Origin of the sequence: Flavobacterium sp. UBA7680, from assembly GCF_002482975.1 — a bacterium.
Lineage (GTDB): Bacteria > Bacteroidota > Bacteroidia > Flavobacteriales > Flavobacteriaceae > Flavobacterium.
Genome location: NZ_DLHA01000052.1, coordinates 1 through 15997 on the forward strand (window position 1 = coordinate 1; position 15997 = coordinate 15997).

Sequence of the window (15997 nt, forward strand, 5' to 3'; positions counted from 1 at the left end):
GTTTATGGATAAACAGAATGACGTTAAAAATGAAACAATGGTTAAACGATTTTTGGCCGCTAACTTTACTTTTAATAAGAATGGCACCCAATCGGATATCGGGCAAATAAATCAGGAATTCTCAGAGCTTAAATGGCAGCATCAGGAAATTCAAATTGAATTCATAGATGAATTAATTGCTAAACTTGAGGATAGAAAAAAAATAATTTTAGACTTTCGGAAACCGAAAAGTAAATAAATATTCGCACCGAATTCGCTTCAAAGGCTTTGTTATAGAAATGTTTTTATCAAAGTTTGTAACTCATTTCTAAATAATGAGTTATGAATGATACTAAAGAAGAATTGATAATTCCAACAGTTGGAAATATTAAAAAACTATTAGAGCCAATCTATTCGCGACTTGATAATATTGACACCACCCTCAATAAAAAGCAAGTTAACACAGGCCACACAAAATACTATCGAAACCAAGATCTGAAAAAGATATTTGGGCTATCAAATAATACGATTATTAAGTATCGTGAAACCGGTATTTTACCCCATACGAAATTTGGGGATATCTACCTGTATGAAATTAAAGAGATAGAGGGAATCTTAAAAGCTAATCGAGTTGCCTTATGAAAACAGATAAAAGAAAAGACCCTTTAACCGGTGAAGAATTTATACCTAAAAAAGTCTCACAGCGATTTGCTACTCCAGCAAACAGAATCAAATTCAATAATGAAAAAGCGTCTCAGATTAGGACGAAAAGGAGCTTTGTAGATAAGCCTTTACATCAAAACCAATTGATACTTTTAGAATTGTTGGCTAACAAGAAAGAAACTATTGTCCATCAAGAGTTTTTACGAGGTAGAGGCTACAATTTTAATGTGATTACTCATTATGACAAATGGGAAGAAAGAAACATTCCTTGCATTTATGAATTTATGATTATTACACTCCCAAACGAACAAATTAAAATTTTAAAAAATGATAGATATTAGAAACATAGAAATGGTTACTCCAGACATTCAACGACAGTCCTTGATTGAAAGCAATCAGAAATTAAAAAACACAACAATTGTGCTTTTTTCTGTATTGGTAATTGTAATTGCGGCTTGTATTATTAATTACAATATTCAGGAGCAAAATAAAGAAAAATGAGTTTTTTATTTTCAATAACTAACCAAATTAATTTGGATAAACTTGCATTAATATGTAAGAAAAGCATTTTGAATATGTACACAAGTACTTTAAAGTTTATTTCATTTGAATCATATTTTAGATGAATCAATTAATAGCTTAGTTTTTTATATTGAAATTGTAATATATTTGAATTGAAATTTAATTTAATAGATGAAATAAAAAGAATATAATCATATCAATAGCGTAAGCTAATAATCTTTCTCCGCAAAACCGGCAAAATTTTCAGAAGAAATATAGATTATTAAGCAGATGCTCTCGCATGCGTGGGCTTCTCTTATCTATATTTCAGGTACTTGCCGGTACCAGCGGAGTTGGGTAATGAGTTTGTCCCACGCTGTTGTTTTTACTAACTCTTAAACTCTATGGGACGAGGGTGTACAAATAAAAAATGAAAACACTTAAATTCGGCATAGTTATTATGTTTTTGTCCCAAATTGCAGTCGCTCAATCAAAAAATGATTTGCTTGAACAAATAGATATTTATCAAAAATCAATTTATCAAGATAAACCATATGATGTTGAGAAGAATAAATTATTTGAAGCAATGAATCAAGTTGCTGCATCTGAATATCAAAAAATATTGCGTGAAAGTGAAAGTCGTGGTTTTTGTGAGTATTATGCCGAAGGAGATTTGTTTAAAGAAACTTTGACAATAGAAATTGCAAACGACAAGCAACCTTATAGACTGAGTTTTTCTATAAAAATTGAAAGACGTACTAAAAATTACATGGATGGAACATATTCGGACTGGCAAACAAGTTATCAAATTAAAAGATCATATTTAAACAAATTGCAACATGGAATTTATGTTGCACTATTTGGACCGATAAAACTTCCTGAAGATTTACAGGCAAAAATTGAGAAATATAATGAGATTCAAACTAAAGAGAAGAAAAAAATAATTCAAGGAAGAGATTACTAATTAATTAAAAATTTATGGAAACTTTTACTGCTTACACTCATGAAGGAATAAATGAATTTTCTTTTGACCTTTTAGTTAAAAATAGCACTTATAATTTCTTGCATTTTTTTCCAAGAAAAGATAGTCCTGAAAAGGTTAAGATGATTGTTTCTTCATATGAAAAAGATAACACTTTTATTGAAGAGCATAATTTTTACCTAGAACTTGATTATACTAGAAAAAAATATCAAAATTCTCATATTGGATTGAAACACGATGGCATGAAGCAGAAAATGATATTTACTGCTTTAAATCCAGAAAACAACGCTCCCTTATATAAAATTTGTATTGGTGTTGCAGTTGCAAAAACAAAAGATGGTGATGATGAAGATGGAGGGACCTTTTTGAGGCCTGTAGGGCCTAATACTTTATTGGAAGAATGTTATTAAAAGTAGTTAATCTTCCCATCCGCATAAATCTAGTCCTCTTTCTTTTGCTTGTTTTAAAGTTACTTTAATGATTTCATGCTTACAAGCACCTAATCCTCTGCAAAATTCTTTTAAATGATATTTTTTAGCTCCCTTACTATTGCAGATATAAACATTATCAGCAACATCAATAAATGATGTTAAGGTCATGAAGATCAAAAGTAAAACTGCTTTTTTCATTGGACGCTATTAAAGTTTTATAAAGATACCGATTTTAATCAACTGTGAGTTCGTATTCATTTCCGTCTTGGTCCGTTGCTTTTAATTCGCCATAATCAACCCATTCAACTTCCACATCTACTTTATCACCCTCTGCATTAGTGATTGTTCCGGTTCCGTATTTATCTTCCATACTTACATTACCGGTAACTTCGTTTCCATTTTCATCATATCCTGAAACGTCATAATTATAACCATAGTCGCCGCTGGTTCCGGTTCTGTATTCATATTTGTAATTAGAGTCTGTATGCACCGTTTTTAATTCTTCTACCGTCAAATCTTCTGCGTTAGCCGGAACAAAATTTTGTTGAAGCTCTTGTTCATTTTGTTTACAATTATTTAAACTAAGAAGTGCAAAAATTAGAATTACTCGAATTGATTTAAGTAGTGTTTTTATCATAACTAATCGATTATTTAATTATTAGCTCTGTAGTTAAAGGAATGTGATCAGAAACCTCTTTAGCCTTAGCAAAATCTTTAAAATCTTTATAGAAATGAATTGCTTTTGCATTCCTCACTCCAATTTTACCACTGTTGTACCAGATGTTATCAAATTCATTAGAAAGACAATTATTATTTTCACATTTCTTTTTTAGTGATGTCTTCTGGTTTTCAAAGGCGGGTTTGTATCCCATTTTTTTTAATGGATTGAATACAGTATGTGACTCAGGGCAATTAAAATCACCAACAAAAACAATATTCAGATTGGGATATTGACCAGGTAAGTTTTTGAAATGCTTAATTTCAGTTTCAGGCTGCTTGCTTTTGGTTATAGCGTGGAAGTTGGCTAGGGTAAATTGCTTTTTATTGTACTCGAAAGTGGCATAATAAGGTTCACGGTCAATTAATAAACCGTATTTTTTTTCTAACCAAGGTTTGTTTACTAGTCTTACTTTGACTGTCTTCCAGATAAAAGCATAACGTTCCGTTTTGTAGACTGAACTGCTTGTTGGATCGCTAATGGCGTAATCCCATTTGGCTCCTTTGCGGTCGAGTTCGTCAGCTAGTTTGGCTACGGCTTGTGCACCGCCATAACCGGCTACCACCTCTTGCAATGCTATTATATCATAATCTTTGACTGTATTGGCGATGTAAGTGATGGTACTATCTGATTTTGAACTGCCAAGGTTTTCGACGTTCCAAGTTAGGATTTTTACTTGTGCGTGGAGGGAGGTTGTTAGTGTAAGTAGGAGTATTTGAAGTATTTTTAATTTCATTAAAATTTAATTTTTTTTTTGAAAGTTAAATGAAAATTATTGAAAAAAATACGGTTTCCCATAAACCACAACCTTTACTAAACTAAATAGACACCCATCAGGATGTCTATTTACAGAAATTTTAACTAATAATCTATTATACTTCTGCTTTGTCAGGAAACATTATTGATAAAACAACAGACAAAACTAATATCCCACCAATAACCAATAATGATGTTACCGATTCAATATGATAAAAAGGTGAAATTATCATTTTGACACCAATAAATGAAAGTATAAAAGCTAAACCATATGGCAGTTTGTTAAATAGATGTATAAAATTATCAAGCAAAAAGAATAAGGCTCTTAAACCCAATATAGCAAATATGTTTGAAGTATATAAAATAAATGGATCATTTGAGATTGCAAATATTGCAGGAATAGAATCTACGGCAAAAAGTAAATCGGTAAATTCAATAACTGCTACAACAACTAACAATGGTGTTGCTAATTTTTTCCCATTCTCATAAGTAAAGAATTTGGCACCATCATATTTTTCGCTCACACTGAAAAATCTTCTAATAAGCTTAGCTCCCCTTGTGTCATTATAGTCCTGCTCGTCGTCGTCGTCACCTGATGACCAAGATTTTATACCAGCATACACTAAAAATAAACCAAAAAGTGTCATAATGATATTAATGTCATACTTGAATCCATCAACCCCAAAATAGCTTAAAATTTTGTTTAGATATGTAAGTTGAATTAGAAAAGCACCTGAAAAAATAAAAATAGCTCTTAGTACTAAGGCTCCAATAATACCCCAAAATAAGACTTTGTGCTTGCTTGAGTTGGGAACATCAAAAAACTTAAATACTAAAATAAATACAAAGAGATTATCTACTGATAGTGCTTTCTCTACCCAATAAGCAGATTGGAACTCAAAGAATTTTGTCGAACCTGCATAATAGTAAACTAACCCACTAAAAGCCATAGAAAGAGAAATCCATACTAATGACCACGTAACTGCTTCCTTACTAGAAACTTCATGACTTTTTTTATTAAAAACACCTAAATCTAGAAGAAGCATTATTAATATTGCTAATGCAAATGTGACTATTAGCCACGGATTATTTTCCCACATAATTAATTTAATTTAAAGGTTAGTTAATTTATTTTTGTTATTTATTTGCCATTGTTACAACAACCACACGACCGCCATCTTCTTTTGATAATAAAAGTTTTTTACCATCTGTTAATTCTACCATTTCACCTATGGCAATTTCTTTGTCCTCTGATTTGTCAACTAATGATGTAAGTTTTTGATTTACAAAAACCCATTTATTATTATGAAATGTAAAATAACCCACAGGAACTTTTTGTGCTGGGGTTAATCTTTCATTTCGGATTATATTTCGATTGACATGCCATTGAAATAAATATTGGTCTTTGTAAACCATCAAACGATGGTTTTCGGGTTTCCAAACTGATTCTTTAAATTGAAAATATAAATCAAGTACCGGTAAAGTTCCTTGGTGATTTGTTCCGCAAAATGGGCATCTTGGTGTATTAGTATTGTCAAAAACATACCATTTCTGTTCACAATTACTATTGCTACACACCTGAATCAAATCAGTAGTTTTTAATAATGCAATTTCCCACTCTTCAGCTGTAGGGCGTTGCATAGGATTGTGTAGGCCGTCAATAAAAGCTCTGTCAAATAGCGGTTTAAGATAGGGGCCGGTTATTGTATATGGCAGTTTATTAACGTCTGCCCAATAATGGTCCCATTTTGATACTTGATGTAATTTTGGTCTGTTGCTTTTATCAGTTGGATGCTCGATGAATAATGCTTTTTCACCCATGGATAACAAATCGTCTTTTTCAGTATCTAAATCATGGACTTTACCCCCTTTTAATGGATGCCTATGAAGTAAATACATGTAGATTAGACATGCCAAGGCATGAAGATCAGTTAATCTGTTTGGGAGTTTTCTGTTAGGATCTGTCTTGCTCAAATGTTTTGTTGCCAATACTTCTGGAGCAATAAAATCTGCAGTACCTATTACTTCAGCTGGAAATAAACCAGGAACAACTAATCCGTCTAAATCTATCATACATGCAGAGCCAGTTTGTGGATCAACTAAAACATTATTATATGATAAATCAGAATGTGAAAGTCCCATTTGATGCATTTTTTTCACACCCCTAGAAAGGTTTACACCAATCTGAAAATAATTTAGCCACTTACCTAATTCCGAATGGTCAAGGCTTAATGGAAATTGTTTGTTTCTAAATTTTGCACCAGCAAACCATTTACCATTTTTCTCTTCACCTTTAATTAAATCTTGACTAGCATAACCTTTGTTGAAGAAAAATTTTGAATTATAAATAGGCACTATTATACCTATTTGACCATTACTTTCAATTACATCTGTTGGCCATCTATAGATTTCATCCAAATAATAATCACCTCCTTCATTCTTTTTTATTCTGTTTAAATAATCAGAAGTGATTTTTTTTAGCCTTTCTTTTTGATTAAAATCTTGCTTATCCTTAAAAATAGCTACAACATACTTTCGGTCAGGACTAAAATATACATTTTTAGCAGTACCGCTTTTAGGCTCCCCGTTATCAACATATTGATAATTGGCTCCATTTATTATTGATTTAACCGTAATTATTGACATATTACTTCAATTTAAAAGATTACAGCTAATGTCCTGTCATCATGATTTCCCGGACTCCAAAAGTCCATCCAAACAGACAATTGATTAGCTATTTCTTTATTATTTTTATCAAAAACTACTTTAGCTTTATCTTCATTATTTCCTTCTAAATCTGCAATAAACTCGTGCCATTTTTCTAATTTCTCCAGATTGGCCTCTACTACAAACTTGGCGTCGTATATTCCATCAGTCATTAGCATCAGATAAGAGAAATCATCAATGATTTTAAAACCAAATCGGGTTGAAAATTTATCGCTAACAAAAATCTCCGGCATCGTAATAAAACGAGTCCCACCTCCAAATTCGCCAACATCGAGCCAATTCATTAATTTAAAATCAGTTTTATCTTTATTTAGTACACCAATTGGACAATCTCCAACACCAAATGTTAATATTACATAACCGAATTCATACTTTTTAAAAAGTGTAAAAATCAAGGTACTGTGAAGTTCTTTAATATTTAACTCATTTTTATTGGCAAACTCTTCCAATTTGTTGTAAACCGATTTAGCACAACCTCCCAAATTGTTGTAGATGAATTTTCCAATTTTATTTTTAGTCGTTTCAACTACTTCTTCAACTTCAGCACTTTCATTCGCGATTTCTGAATTTTTACTTGGAACAGTAGCAAGAGAATCAGTTACTTCGTTACTTTCTTTATTAAAATCTTTTAGTAATTCATCAAAACTGTTTGTTACTTCTTTTGTTAAATTATTTTGGAAATAATGAATTACCTCCTGACAGGCAATTTCTGAGCCTTTGCGTGAAGCTTTAGCGCTTCCAGCTCCATCTGAAACTGCTACAACACTCCAACCTGTATTTTCAAAATGGTTAAAAGCATAATCGTCATCTCTAAAAGAACCAACATTGGCATGAGAGCGACCTCTCTTTGAAGAAACAACAATGTGTTTATCTCCAATTGAATTAAATTCTTGTACATTATCAGCTTTCCAAAATGGGTCATTCTTATCACTTTCTAAATTCTTCCATAATGATTTTGGATCTGCATTGATAATTAGATTAATTAATTTTTCATTCAATACAGAATCTTCGGCTTCACCTGTTACCTTAAATTTCAACTTTATTTTAAATTCTCCATTTTGGGTTGGTGTTCCATAAATTAACTCAGATTCGTTATCATATTGCAAACCATATTCTTCAAGTCCTTCAAATTCTGAAAGAATGACATCATTCCAACCTAATTGTATAAAATCAAATTTGCTTTCATACGGTTTTCCGACAGTACCGTTTGGAATCTGAACCGGATGTTGTATAATATCTGTTATCCTGTTACTAAGTACCCACTTATTCATAATTATTTTTTGACTTTCGAGTATAATTTTTACCGTTTCAGCATTTTTTTCGTTTGTAACAAATTCATTGAACATGATATTTCTATTCAATGGTATAATGATATTATGTGCTGAAAATAATTTTTCAATATATTCTTTGGTATTTGACATATAAAAAAATTAACCTAATGTTCTATTAATATCAAATCCACCCTCTCCAGCGCCATATGAACCTTGATTACCACACCAAGGACATGTACTCATTTCTTCATTTCCAATACAATGAATTTTTCCACAAACACATAAAGCAAAACCAAATTGATTACCACAACACGGACAAGATGGTGCTCCCATTAGTTCATCACTGTTGACTCTAGCCTGTGAGCTATTCTCATCACATAATTCAAAATATGAATTATCAACCTGAAAACCACCAACTAAACGATAGCCTCTTGTTTCCAGACCTGCAAATCCAGAAGGTTGTATAAATTTTCTATATTTCATTAAATATGGCCGCTTAGTGTTTTGACATTTTGCAGCTAAAACAACAAAATTATTGTCCACATATAAGTTTGGCGGTGGTGATTTTGATAAATCAATTTTCGACAAAGTATCATTATCAATAGAAGCCAGTTCAAAACCTGATGCATTATTTTCAACACTAATACTACTTGTTTTGATGGAATCTGTTACCCATTTAAAGAATTTTTTATAATCCTCTTCGGTAGAGTTTTTGAAATGTAAAACGTTTTCAGTTAATTCACCAAGTATTTTAGTGTCGGTTTCTTCACCAAAAGAGATCGCAACCATATTGGCTGTCTTTGCCCAATTTTGTCTCCATTCTGAAATTGCAGTTTTAGTGTCATCCGTTGGTACACCATCGGTAAATAAAAATATAATAGGCTTCCAATCACCTTTTTGCTCGAAAGTTGTTTTGACAATATTTTTTCTCAATTCATACATTAAATGTCCTAAACCTTTACTTAATGATGTGCCTCCACCTATTGGAAACTTTGGAGGATAGAAACTAACTATCTCCTGAAGTGGCACCAATGTTTTGGCTTGACCGGCAAATACAATAATAGATACCCAAACTGTCTCAATGGCATATGGGTCTTGTTTTATGGCTTTAATTATTGTTGCCATTCCGTCTTCTACTAATTGGATTTGTTCACCAACCATAGATTCAGATATATCTATCAGGAAATATATAGGTAATCTTCTCATTGTGTTAAAATAAATTTGATATCATTAATAATAAAATTAATAAGACAATTTGTGTCATGTCAACTGAAAGTCCGGCACCAACCTGAAATGGCTTTATAAATCTTTTCATTAGGTTGAATATAGGTTCAAAAATTGTATTAAAAAAATTAAAAAAACCTCTGTATTTATTATTTAATCTGTCTTTGTATGGCAATAATTTTGAATAAAGAAACAATCCTATAATTAACACCGATATAAGTATTTTTATCATTTTGACAATTTTTTTATTATTTCATCTGCAATACAATAAAAAGCTTTTCTCTCTCCTACATTATAGGTATCTAAACCATATATGATTACGTTTTGGGTCGGTTCAATGCAATTAATCGAAAAACTCGAGCCATAATCATTTGTACCGCTATTGTAAGGAATAGAATGCTTGATCCTGATATTAACACAACTACCTTGTATCACAATATCTTTAACATCAAATCCTTTCAACAATCCACTTCTTAAGACTTGTTCTGCTCTTCTTGGACTAAAATTAGTAATCTTTGAAGTAGCATAACAATGGTTAAGCTCGTCAACATTCATGCTTTGTAGCTTTTCGTTTTGACTTAATTCATATGTGTTTACATAAGAATTAGCATTACTACTTGAGCTACTGCTTCCGGAGGATTCACTAATTTTAGAAATGATATGATACAAAATGGTTCCAATAGTTATGATGGCTGAAATGACTTCCATTTTTGCTTATATAACTAAAGTTATTTCACTGGGAGGTGGTGGTAGTGCCACACTTTCTCCTGTTCCTTGACTTTTATTTCCTTGTTCAATGGTCTCTGAAACCCATTTAAAAAATTGTTTCAATGCAGCACTGTCTGCGTTGTCTAAATGAACCACATCATTTGTAAGTTCTTTTAGTAAACTATCATCAGCTAAATTACCAGCAGCACAACAAACGATAGCACCAAAATTCAAAGCTTTGATTTTCGGAATCATTTCTCGGTATACCATTAAATCGTTTGGTTTTCCATCTGTAAATAAAAAAAATAAAGGCTTCCAATCACCCTTTTGAGTATCTGTACCTTTTTTGACATCAACTTTAACTTTTTCATGAAGCATTTCAAGTGCTTTACCGGTATGAGTGGGGCCACTTTGTGGACAAACAATTTCGGGTAATTGAAATAATGCTAATTCAGTAAGAGGACAAATTTCTTTAACCTCTCTATCAAATGTAATAATACTTATCCATAAAGAATCTAGAGCTTGTGCATCCTGTCTAAGCGTATTAATCATACTGCTCAATGCATTATTCAACGCTTGTATAGGTTCTCCATACATAGAGCCTGAAGTATCAAGTAAAAAATAGACTGGTAATCTTCTCATATTATTTTTTTCCAAAAAATGATTTAATTAATATACTGCCTAATTTACGTTCCATACCACCTTTAGTCATTGGCACTCCTGTTTTACGTGCAAAACTTTGCTTTGCTCCAGCTATTCCTAATAGCCTACTTAAAGAAAATGAAAAACCAAATTTAGACATAACTTATAATATTTTAGACAACAATATTTAACTCGGCAGGAGGAGGTGGCAGTTCATTTAGTCCGGTAACTTCTTTACCACTATCTTCAACTCTTGTTGAAGAGACTCCAATTGAAGCTGTTACCCATAAGAAAAACTTACTAATACTAGCACTATCAGCTGTATCTAGACTAACAACATTGTCAGTTATTTGTTTCAATATTCCTGTATCTGCGCCACTGCCGGCAGCACATGCAACTGTAAAAGCCGTTTTACGCTGTTTGAATTCGTTGAGTCCAGATTGCCAATCATCTGTTGGGATACCATCAGTCATAATAAATACAAGAGGCTTCCAATCTCCTTTTTGTTCAGCTGTAGTTTTGGCAACTTCATTATCTATTTTGCTTGAAACTAATTTAAGTGCATCACCCAAAGCTGTAACTCCAGTGGCTTTGATATCCACCATTTGAAAAGACGCTAAATCTGTCAAAGGAATTATCTGTTGAGCTGAAGTATCAAAAGTTATTACACTAATAAAAGCTGTTTCAATTGCTTGTGGGTTTTGTCGTAATGAACTTATCATTACTTGAACACCATTTTTAACAGCTTCGATTGGCTCACCACTCATTGAACCTGAAGTATCTAATAATAAATAAACTGGTAATCTTCTCATCGTGTATATTTTTATTGGTTATCTAGGAATATTGTATGTTTGATTGTTATTACTCGCACTTTCATTGTTTGGATTGATTATATTATTAATAGCATATGAACTGGTGTCAGCATCAGGATCATTTTGAATTAACTCACTCAAAATTATTTGAGTTACATCTTTACCACCAACTATATGTCTGTAAGCAGCGCCAATTGTATAAATTGGTCCCCAAGGAATTCCCCACCAGCCAAACAGTAAATTAACCCCGACATGGCCATAAGAATATTTCACGGTGTTTTCACCAGGTCTAATAAAATAGATACTTGAATTTCTCCTTAATGTCATTAGTATTAATGAAATGGTATAAGGAAAAATCACAAATTTTGCACCTTGATTAACTAATTGCTTTATTTCCGAAACTCTGAGACCTTGAATATTTTTAATCTCCATTTTTTATAAATATGATTTTAGAATTTTGTGAATTGTTTGTCCTAAAAAAGTATCTTCAGTTGGATCACCGATGGCACTGAATTTCCATTCACCGCTTCTTTTATAAAGTTTCCCCATTATGATAGAACGTTTACCAACATATTGGCTTTCCGCTGACACGTTATAGTCTGCAAAAACAGAAGTCACTCGAGTAGGAGTGCCTTCATACATTCTAATTTTAGCATAAGGTATCTGAGAGAAATCTTCATTTCCTGCATTATTTAAGAAGAAAAATATTTGAGAAACATTTGAATTTAGTTTGGTTAAATCAACAGTAATAATCTCATTGTCTAAGCCATCATCACCTCCCTTGTCTCCTTCCAAATCATCTCCGGTATGTTTCATCGCGCCGTCAATGGTTACTAATTTCCCTTTTGGCAAACCAAATTGTTGTAAAACTTCTACTCTGTAAAGAGGAGAATACAAATGGTCGCAAATATTATTTTGGTCATCAATTAAAACACAACTTAAATCTAAATCAATATTATGAACAGATTTTGAAAGACCAAATAATGCCTTTTTTTCAATTGCTCCCCAGTTTACACCAACACAAAAATTAGTTAATGTTTCACCTGATGTTTTTCTTAAATCAATTTTTTGCCCTTTAGTTAAATTAATTGCCATTATTTTTAATTTTTTATTAGTTATACTTGTTTAAATAATCTTCTAATCCGCCTTTCATACCCATCCCTACAGCTTCAAACTTCCATTCATCATTCCTTTTGTATATTCTTCCAAATTCAACAGCTGTTTCTACAGAAAAATCTTCGTCAAGTTCGTACTTTAAAATTTCCGCATTTGAATTTGTATCAAATATTCTAACGAAAGAGTTTCTAACTTGACCAAAATTTTGTTTTCTAGCTTCAGCATCATGAATAGTTACTACGATACAAATCTCCGATGCGTTTTTATCAATCCTTGATAAATCAACTTTGATTTGTTCATCATCTCCATCACCATCACCTGTTAAATTATCACCAGTGTGTTCAACAGAACCATCAGGAGTTTTCAAATTATTGAAGAAAACAAAATGGCTGTCAGAAAGTATCTTTTTGTTTTCTCCTAAGACAAAAATAGAAGCGTCTAAATCAAAACCAGAACCTGTAGAAGATTCGTTTGTATCCCATCCTAATCCGATGGTAAACTTAGGAGCATTTATGTTTTCACGCTGCCCCTTTTGTAAATTAATTGCCATTTTAATTAATGTTTATTGTGTTAATATTTATTGACTCAGTTTTAATTGAATCAACTTTAATTGAGTTAATATTCATTTTGTATTCTGTCAATTGATGATAATTATTACTAATGGCCAAATGAAAAAGTTCTTCTTTTTTCTCGTAAGATATACATTTAATTAAAAGATTAAATTCTAGCTCATTTAGGCTCAATATGTACTTAATAATCCGTGTGTTAAATTGAAAACTTTCTCTATTGATAATCTCAACAATTTCGTTTACACCTTTAACTGCAAAATAGTTGTAATGATTTTCAATATTTGGATGAATCTCTTTGTTTAACAATTCAGCTAAATAGACAAAAACAAAATCTCCCTGAATATTATATTGGTTTAGTATTTTGTTAACTGTAAACTCGTGACTACCTGTTATTTTAATGTCATCCACAAAAATGCAAAACTTACCATCAATAAAATGTCGATCAATGTAATAAGTATCATTCGAAATTAATCTTACTCTTTCCTCAAAATCTAAATTACCGTAATCAGTAACATAGGTTTGATTTCTATAAATTTTAGATTCTAAACATGCTTTTTTGTTATGTTGGAACAAAAAATCATTTAGCTTTCTTTTAAAATACAAACACAAAAAATTTGAAGCTGTTGGTATCGATAAATAAGGACTAGGCAATATTATTATTTCATCCTGCAACAACAATTTTTCTCTATACTCACTTATAAAACCTTCAAACAAATCTGAAGCAAATTTTTCTGCAAAATACTTGTCTCCAAACTTGAACCAGCTGTAATCATCCTCGTTAAATGGACAATCATCTTTATCAAGAATTTTATATAAACTATATCTGTTAATCATTAATTATTAATTAGTAATGCGTCAAAACCATAATTCTTTGCCCCGTTGTAGTCCGCATTTTTATTATCCCCAACATGTAAGATAGCTGATTTTGACATTAACTCTATCTTGTTGACTTCATTGTAAACCAATTCAAATATTTTATAATTAGGTTTTGAAAAGCCACACTCATCTGAATAAATCTGAAACGAAAAAAAATCATCTAATTCATAAAATGAAATAATTTTTCTTAATGTATATCCCTTTATAAAAGCAGTATTACTCAACAAATTCATTGTTTTCCCTTCTGATTGTATTGTTTTAAGATATTTTTTTAAATCAGAATACATTAAAACCGGTTTATAATTCAATAACAATAATTCTGACTCAATATAATAATCATTGAGTTTTTCAAAACTAATGTTTTCATAATTATGGTTCAGTGAATTTAAAATAAGGCTGTAAATTTCAAACGTATCAATATTTAAACCTGTCTTTTCATTAATATTATTACATGCTAAATCGTAATAACGAATCTTATCTGCAACGGTTTTCTCATCTGCTTCAATTTCGAAAAAATCTTTAAATAATTTATTTCTTTTGGTTTTAAATTCAGAATTAGATTTTATTAAGGTCAGCCATAAATCAAATGAAATATGCTTGTAATTTTTGATGTCTATTTTCAAGAGTATGTCTTTAATATATCAACAAAATTATCAGTTTGTTTTGGTTCACCTATAGCTCTAAATTTCCATTCAGTATCTTTTCTATAGGCTTCAGCAAAAACCATTGCACACATTCCGTTAAGTGATGCATCACCTGACAAATTAAATTTAGCAATTTCTTTACCTCGAGAATCTACTGCTCTGATAAAGGCATTTTCTATTAATCCAAAATGTTGATTATTTTGTCTTCCTTGATAAATCGTTACTAAAAAAATTATTGTCTGATATCTAGCGTCTAAAGAATCTAATTTTACAATAATCTGTTCATCATCACCATCACCGGCTCCTGTTCTGTTGTCTCCTGTTAACCATATGTTTCCTGATGGATGTCGCATTGAGTTAAAAAAAATAACATCTCCCTCATATAGTCCGACTTGACCACCACCAGTATTTCTGACAGTTCTACCTAAATCGGCAACTTTTCCGTTGGCATCCAATAAAAAAGCTATGGCATCTAAATCATACTCTTCCTCTTTACCACCGAAAAGTTTACCTAAAAAACCACTTTCTTTTTTTTTAACATCCCAGCCCAATCCAATTGTTACTTGAGACAAATCAAAAGATTCACCTTTGTCATTTTTTCTTAAATCAATTGTTTGACCTTTTTGAAGATTTATAGCCATATTTTATTTTATTTTATTATCTGACCAGAGTAATATTTCTCAAGGAAAAATCCAAGGTCTGCTTTATAACCAATTCCAGATGCCTCAAATTTCCATTGATTGTTTCTTTTGTAAAGTCTCCCAAATTCTACACCAGTTTCAACGGAAAAATCTTCATCTAATTCATATTTGGCTATCTCTACATTACTGTCCTCATCAACAATTCTAATATATGAATTTCTAACTTGACCAAAATTTTGCTTTCTTCTTTCAAAATCTTCTATTGTTACTACAAATAAAATTTCATTGACATCTTTATTGATTTTGTTTAAGTCTATTTTTATTGCTTCATCATCATCCCCATCACTGCTCTTGCCATCTGGATCATCTCCTGTATGCTCCAAAGAACCATCAGGTGATTTTAGATTGTTGTAAAATATAAAATAATCTTCAGCTAATAATTTTCTGTTTTCATTTATCATAATTGCTGAAGCATCTAAATCAAAGTCATGACCAGTTCCCTCATTTGGATCCCATCCTAACCCAACAGTAATCCTTGATAATCCAATATCAATTTTTTGTCCTTTTTGTAAATTAATTGCCATAATTAAATATTATTAATACATATTTTTGTTTGATTTCTGAGTCATATTTGAACAAAATATATTGAGCTTAGATAAATTTTAATATTTCTTATATCAATTTAAGTCAGAATAATCAATCGCTAAAATATAGAAAAAAACTTAAAAAAAAATAAA

At 31.2% G+C, this 15997-nt stretch carries 25 protein-coding genes; 6 read left to right on the plus strand and 19 right to left on the minus strand.

The window, feature by feature from the left end; translation table 11 throughout:
• The 6 genes from B3C18_RS21765 to B3C18_RS21790 form a co-directional block, all read left to right on the plus strand.
• Positions 1–238 (plus strand): hypothetical protein (locus tag B3C18_RS21765; protein ID WP_291151733.1); only part of this gene is annotated, 238 nt, incomplete at its 5' end.
• Positions 239–321: 83 nt separating this feature from the next.
• Complete coding sequence (locus tag B3C18_RS21770) at positions 322–621, plus strand: helix-turn-helix domain-containing protein (RefSeq protein ID WP_291151736.1); 300 nt, start codon at positions 322–324, stop codon at positions 619–621.
• Positions 618–983, plus strand: coding sequence for a hypothetical protein (locus tag B3C18_RS21775; protein ID WP_291151738.1), 366 nt, complete (start codon positions 618–620; stop codon positions 981–983). Before B3C18_RS21770 ends, B3C18_RS21775 begins: the two co-directional genes overlap by 4 nt.
• Complete coding sequence (locus B3C18_RS21780; protein ID WP_291151741.1) at positions 970–1143, plus strand: hypothetical protein; 174 nt, start codon at positions 970–972, stop codon at positions 1141–1143. The genes B3C18_RS21775 and B3C18_RS21780 overlap by 14 nt, the downstream gene beginning before the upstream one ends.
• Before the next feature lie 430 nt (positions 1144–1573).
• Positions 1574–2107 carry a hypothetical protein gene (locus tag B3C18_RS21785; RefSeq protein ID WP_291151744.1) on the plus strand — a complete coding sequence of 178 codons (534 nt, stop codon included), beginning with the start codon at positions 1574–1576 and terminating at the stop codon, positions 2105–2107.
• 14 nt (positions 2108–2121) lie between these two features.
• Positions 2122–2535 carry a hypothetical protein gene (locus tag B3C18_RS21790; RefSeq protein ID WP_291151746.1) on the plus strand — a complete coding sequence of 138 codons (414 nt, stop codon included), beginning with the start codon at positions 2122–2124 and terminating at the stop codon, positions 2533–2535.
• 6 nt (positions 2536–2541) lie between these two features.
• Here B3C18_RS21790 and B3C18_RS21795 read toward each other — a convergent pair whose 3' ends face one another.
• The 19 genes from B3C18_RS21795 to B3C18_RS21885 form a co-directional block, all read right to left on the minus strand.
• A complete protein-coding gene (locus tag B3C18_RS21795) occupies positions 2542–2754 on the minus strand; it encodes a hypothetical protein (RefSeq protein WP_291151749.1) in 213 nt (70 codons plus the stop codon).
• 34 nt (positions 2755–2788) lie between these two features.
• A complete protein-coding gene (locus tag B3C18_RS21800) occupies positions 2789–3193 on the minus strand; it encodes a hypothetical protein (protein WP_291151752.1) in 405 nt (134 codons plus the stop codon).
• 10 nt (positions 3194–3203) lie between these two features.
• Complete coding sequence (locus B3C18_RS21805) at positions 3204–4010, minus strand: endonuclease/exonuclease/phosphatase family protein (RefSeq protein WP_291151755.1); 807 nt, start codon at positions 4008–4010, stop codon at positions 3204–3206.
• Between the two features lie 136 nt (positions 4011–4146).
• Positions 4147–5130, minus strand: coding sequence for a TerC/Alx family metal homeostasis membrane protein (locus B3C18_RS21810; RefSeq protein ID WP_291151758.1), 984 nt, complete (start codon positions 5128–5130; stop codon positions 4147–4149).
• Positions 5131–5167: 37 nt separating this feature from the next.
• Complete coding sequence (locus tag B3C18_RS21815) at positions 5168–6676, minus strand: helix-hairpin-helix domain-containing protein (protein ID WP_291151761.1); 1509 nt, start codon at positions 6674–6676, stop codon at positions 5168–5170.
• 11 nt (positions 6677–6687) lie between these two features.
• The gene (locus B3C18_RS21820; protein WP_291151764.1) at positions 6688–8178 is read right to left on the minus strand and encodes a PP2C family serine/threonine-protein phosphatase; all 1491 of its coding nucleotides are present in this window, start codon (positions 8176–8178) and stop codon (positions 6688–6690) included.
• Positions 8179–8187: 9 nt separating this feature from the next.
• Positions 8188–9234: a TerY-C metal binding domain-containing protein gene (locus tag B3C18_RS21825; RefSeq protein ID WP_291151767.1), complete on the minus strand. Its 1047-nt coding sequence runs from the start codon at positions 9232–9234 to the stop codon at positions 8188–8190.
• A 4-nt stretch (positions 9235–9238) separates the two neighbouring features.
• Positions 9239–9484: a YggT family protein gene (locus B3C18_RS21830; RefSeq protein WP_291151770.1), complete on the minus strand. Its 246-nt coding sequence runs from the start codon at positions 9482–9484 to the stop codon at positions 9239–9241.
• Positions 9481–9960, minus strand: a complete 480-nt coding sequence (locus tag B3C18_RS21835; protein ID WP_291151774.1) for a hypothetical protein — start codon at positions 9958–9960, stop codon at positions 9481–9483. Before B3C18_RS21835 ends, B3C18_RS21830 begins: the two co-directional genes overlap by 4 nt.
• Positions 9961–9966: 6 nt before the next feature.
• Positions 9967–10602, minus strand: a complete 636-nt coding sequence (locus tag B3C18_RS21840) for a vWA domain-containing protein (protein WP_291151918.1) — start codon at positions 10600–10602, stop codon at positions 9967–9969.
• 1 nt (position 10603) lies between these two features.
• Positions 10604–10762, minus strand: a complete 159-nt coding sequence (locus B3C18_RS21845; RefSeq protein WP_291151777.1) for a hypothetical protein — start codon at positions 10760–10762, stop codon at positions 10604–10606.
• A 13-nt stretch (positions 10763–10775) separates the two neighbouring features.
• Entirely contained in the window at positions 10776–11414 is a 639-nt protein-coding gene (locus B3C18_RS21850; RefSeq protein ID WP_291151780.1) for a vWA domain-containing protein, read from the minus strand.
• An 18-nt stretch (positions 11415–11432) separates the two neighbouring features.
• Positions 11433–11741 (minus strand): hypothetical protein, encoded by a 309-nt coding sequence (locus tag B3C18_RS21855; RefSeq protein ID WP_291151783.1) that lies wholly within the window; start codon positions 11739–11741, stop codon positions 11433–11435.
• A gap of 108 nt (positions 11742–11849) precedes the next feature.
• A complete protein-coding gene (locus B3C18_RS21860) occupies positions 11850–12509 on the minus strand; it encodes a TerD family protein (protein WP_291151786.1) in 660 nt (219 codons plus the stop codon).
• A 16-nt stretch (positions 12510–12525) separates the two neighbouring features.
• Complete coding sequence (locus B3C18_RS21865) at positions 12526–13080, minus strand: TerD family protein (RefSeq protein ID WP_291151789.1); 555 nt, start codon at positions 13078–13080, stop codon at positions 12526–12528.
• A gap of 1 nt (position 13081) precedes the next feature.
• Complete coding sequence (locus B3C18_RS21870) at positions 13082–13933, minus strand: phosphoribosyltransferase family protein (RefSeq protein WP_291151792.1); 852 nt, start codon at positions 13931–13933, stop codon at positions 13082–13084.
• Complete coding sequence (locus B3C18_RS21875; protein ID WP_291151795.1) at positions 13933–14598, minus strand: HAD family hydrolase; 666 nt, start codon at positions 14596–14598, stop codon at positions 13933–13935. Before B3C18_RS21875 ends, B3C18_RS21870 begins: the two co-directional genes overlap by 1 nt.
• Positions 14595–15260 carry a TerD family protein gene (locus tag B3C18_RS21880; protein WP_291151798.1) on the minus strand — a complete coding sequence of 222 codons (666 nt, stop codon included), beginning with the start codon at positions 15258–15260 and terminating at the stop codon, positions 14595–14597. Before B3C18_RS21880 ends, B3C18_RS21875 begins: the two co-directional genes overlap by 4 nt.
• An 8-nt stretch (positions 15261–15268) precedes the next feature.
• Complete coding sequence (locus B3C18_RS21885; protein ID WP_291151801.1) at positions 15269–15844, minus strand: TerD family protein; 576 nt, start codon at positions 15842–15844, stop codon at positions 15269–15271.
• Between the last annotated feature and the right edge of the window lie 153 nt (positions 15845–15997).

Bases quoted from the DNA above. Each gene is read 5' to 3' on its own strand.
- B3C18_RS21770 (WP_291151736.1), top strand. From the start codon at position 322: ATGAATGATACTAAAGAAGAATTGATAATTCCAACAGTTGGAAATATT.
- B3C18_RS21775 (WP_291151738.1), top strand. From the start codon at position 618: ATGAAAACAGATAAAAGAAAAGACCCTTTAACCGGTGAAGAATTTATA.
- B3C18_RS21780 (WP_291151741.1), top strand. From the start codon at position 970: ATGATAGATATTAGAAACATAGAAATGGTTACTCCAGACATTCAACGA.
- B3C18_RS21785 (WP_291151744.1), top strand. From the start codon at position 1,574: ATGAAAACACTTAAATTCGGCATAGTTATTATGTTTTTGTCCCAAATT.
- B3C18_RS21790 (WP_291151746.1), top strand. From the start codon at position 2,122: ATGGAAACTTTTACTGCTTACACTCATGAAGGAATAAATGAATTTTCT.
- B3C18_RS21795 (WP_291151749.1), bottom strand. From the start codon at position 2,754: ATGAAAAAAGCAGTTTTACTTTTGATCTTCATGACCTTAACATCATTT.
- B3C18_RS21800 (WP_291151752.1), bottom strand. From the start codon at position 3,193: ATGATAAAAACACTACTTAAATCAATTCGAGTAATTCTAATTTTTGCA.
- B3C18_RS21805 (WP_291151755.1), bottom strand. From the start codon at position 4,010: ATGAAATTAAAAATACTTCAAATACTCCTACTTACACTAACAACCTCC.
- B3C18_RS21810 (WP_291151758.1), bottom strand. From the start codon at position 5,130: ATGTGGGAAAATAATCCGTGGCTAATAGTCACATTTGCATTAGCAATA.
- B3C18_RS21815 (WP_291151761.1), bottom strand. From the start codon at position 6,676: ATGTCAATAATTACGGTTAAATCAATAATAAATGGAGCCAATTATCAA.
- B3C18_RS21820 (WP_291151764.1), bottom strand. From the start codon at position 8,178: ATGTCAAATACCAAAGAATATATTGAAAAATTATTTTCAGCACATAAT.
- B3C18_RS21825 (WP_291151767.1), bottom strand. From the start codon at position 9,234: ATGAGAAGATTACCTATATATTTCCTGATAGATATATCTGAATCTATG.
- B3C18_RS21830 (WP_291151770.1), bottom strand. From the start codon at position 9,484: ATGATAAAAATACTTATATCGGTGTTAATTATAGGATTGTTTCTTTAT.
- B3C18_RS21835 (WP_291151774.1), bottom strand. From the start codon at position 9,960: ATGGAAGTCATTTCAGCCATCATAACTATTGGAACCATTTTGTATCAT.
- B3C18_RS21840 (WP_291151918.1), bottom strand. From the start codon at position 10,602: ATGAGAAGATTACCAGTCTATTTTTTACTTGATACTTCAGGCTCTATG.
- B3C18_RS21845 (WP_291151777.1), bottom strand. From the start codon at position 10,762: ATGTCTAAATTTGGTTTTTCATTTTCTTTAAGTAGGCTATTAGGAATA.
- B3C18_RS21850 (WP_291151780.1), bottom strand. From the start codon at position 11,414: ATGAGAAGATTACCAGTTTATTTATTATTAGATACTTCAGGTTCAATG.
- B3C18_RS21855 (WP_291151783.1), bottom strand. From the start codon at position 11,741: ATGACATTAAGGAGAAATTCAAGTATCTATTTTATTAGACCTGGTGAA.
- B3C18_RS21860 (WP_291151786.1), bottom strand. From the start codon at position 12,509: ATGGCAATTAATTTAACTAAAGGGCAAAAAATTGATTTAAGAAAAACA.
- B3C18_RS21865 (WP_291151789.1), bottom strand. From the start codon at position 13,080: ATGGCAATTAATTTACAAAAGGGGCAGCGTGAAAACATAAATGCTCCT.
- B3C18_RS21870 (WP_291151792.1), bottom strand. From the start codon at position 13,933: ATGATTAACAGATATAGTTTATATAAAATTCTTGATAAAGATGATTGT.
- B3C18_RS21880 (WP_291151798.1), bottom strand. From the start codon at position 15,260: ATGGCTATAAATCTTCAAAAAGGTCAAACAATTGATTTAAGAAAAAAT.
- B3C18_RS21885 (WP_291151801.1), bottom strand. From the start codon at position 15,844: ATGGCAATTAATTTACAAAAAGGACAAAAAATTGATATTGGATTATCA.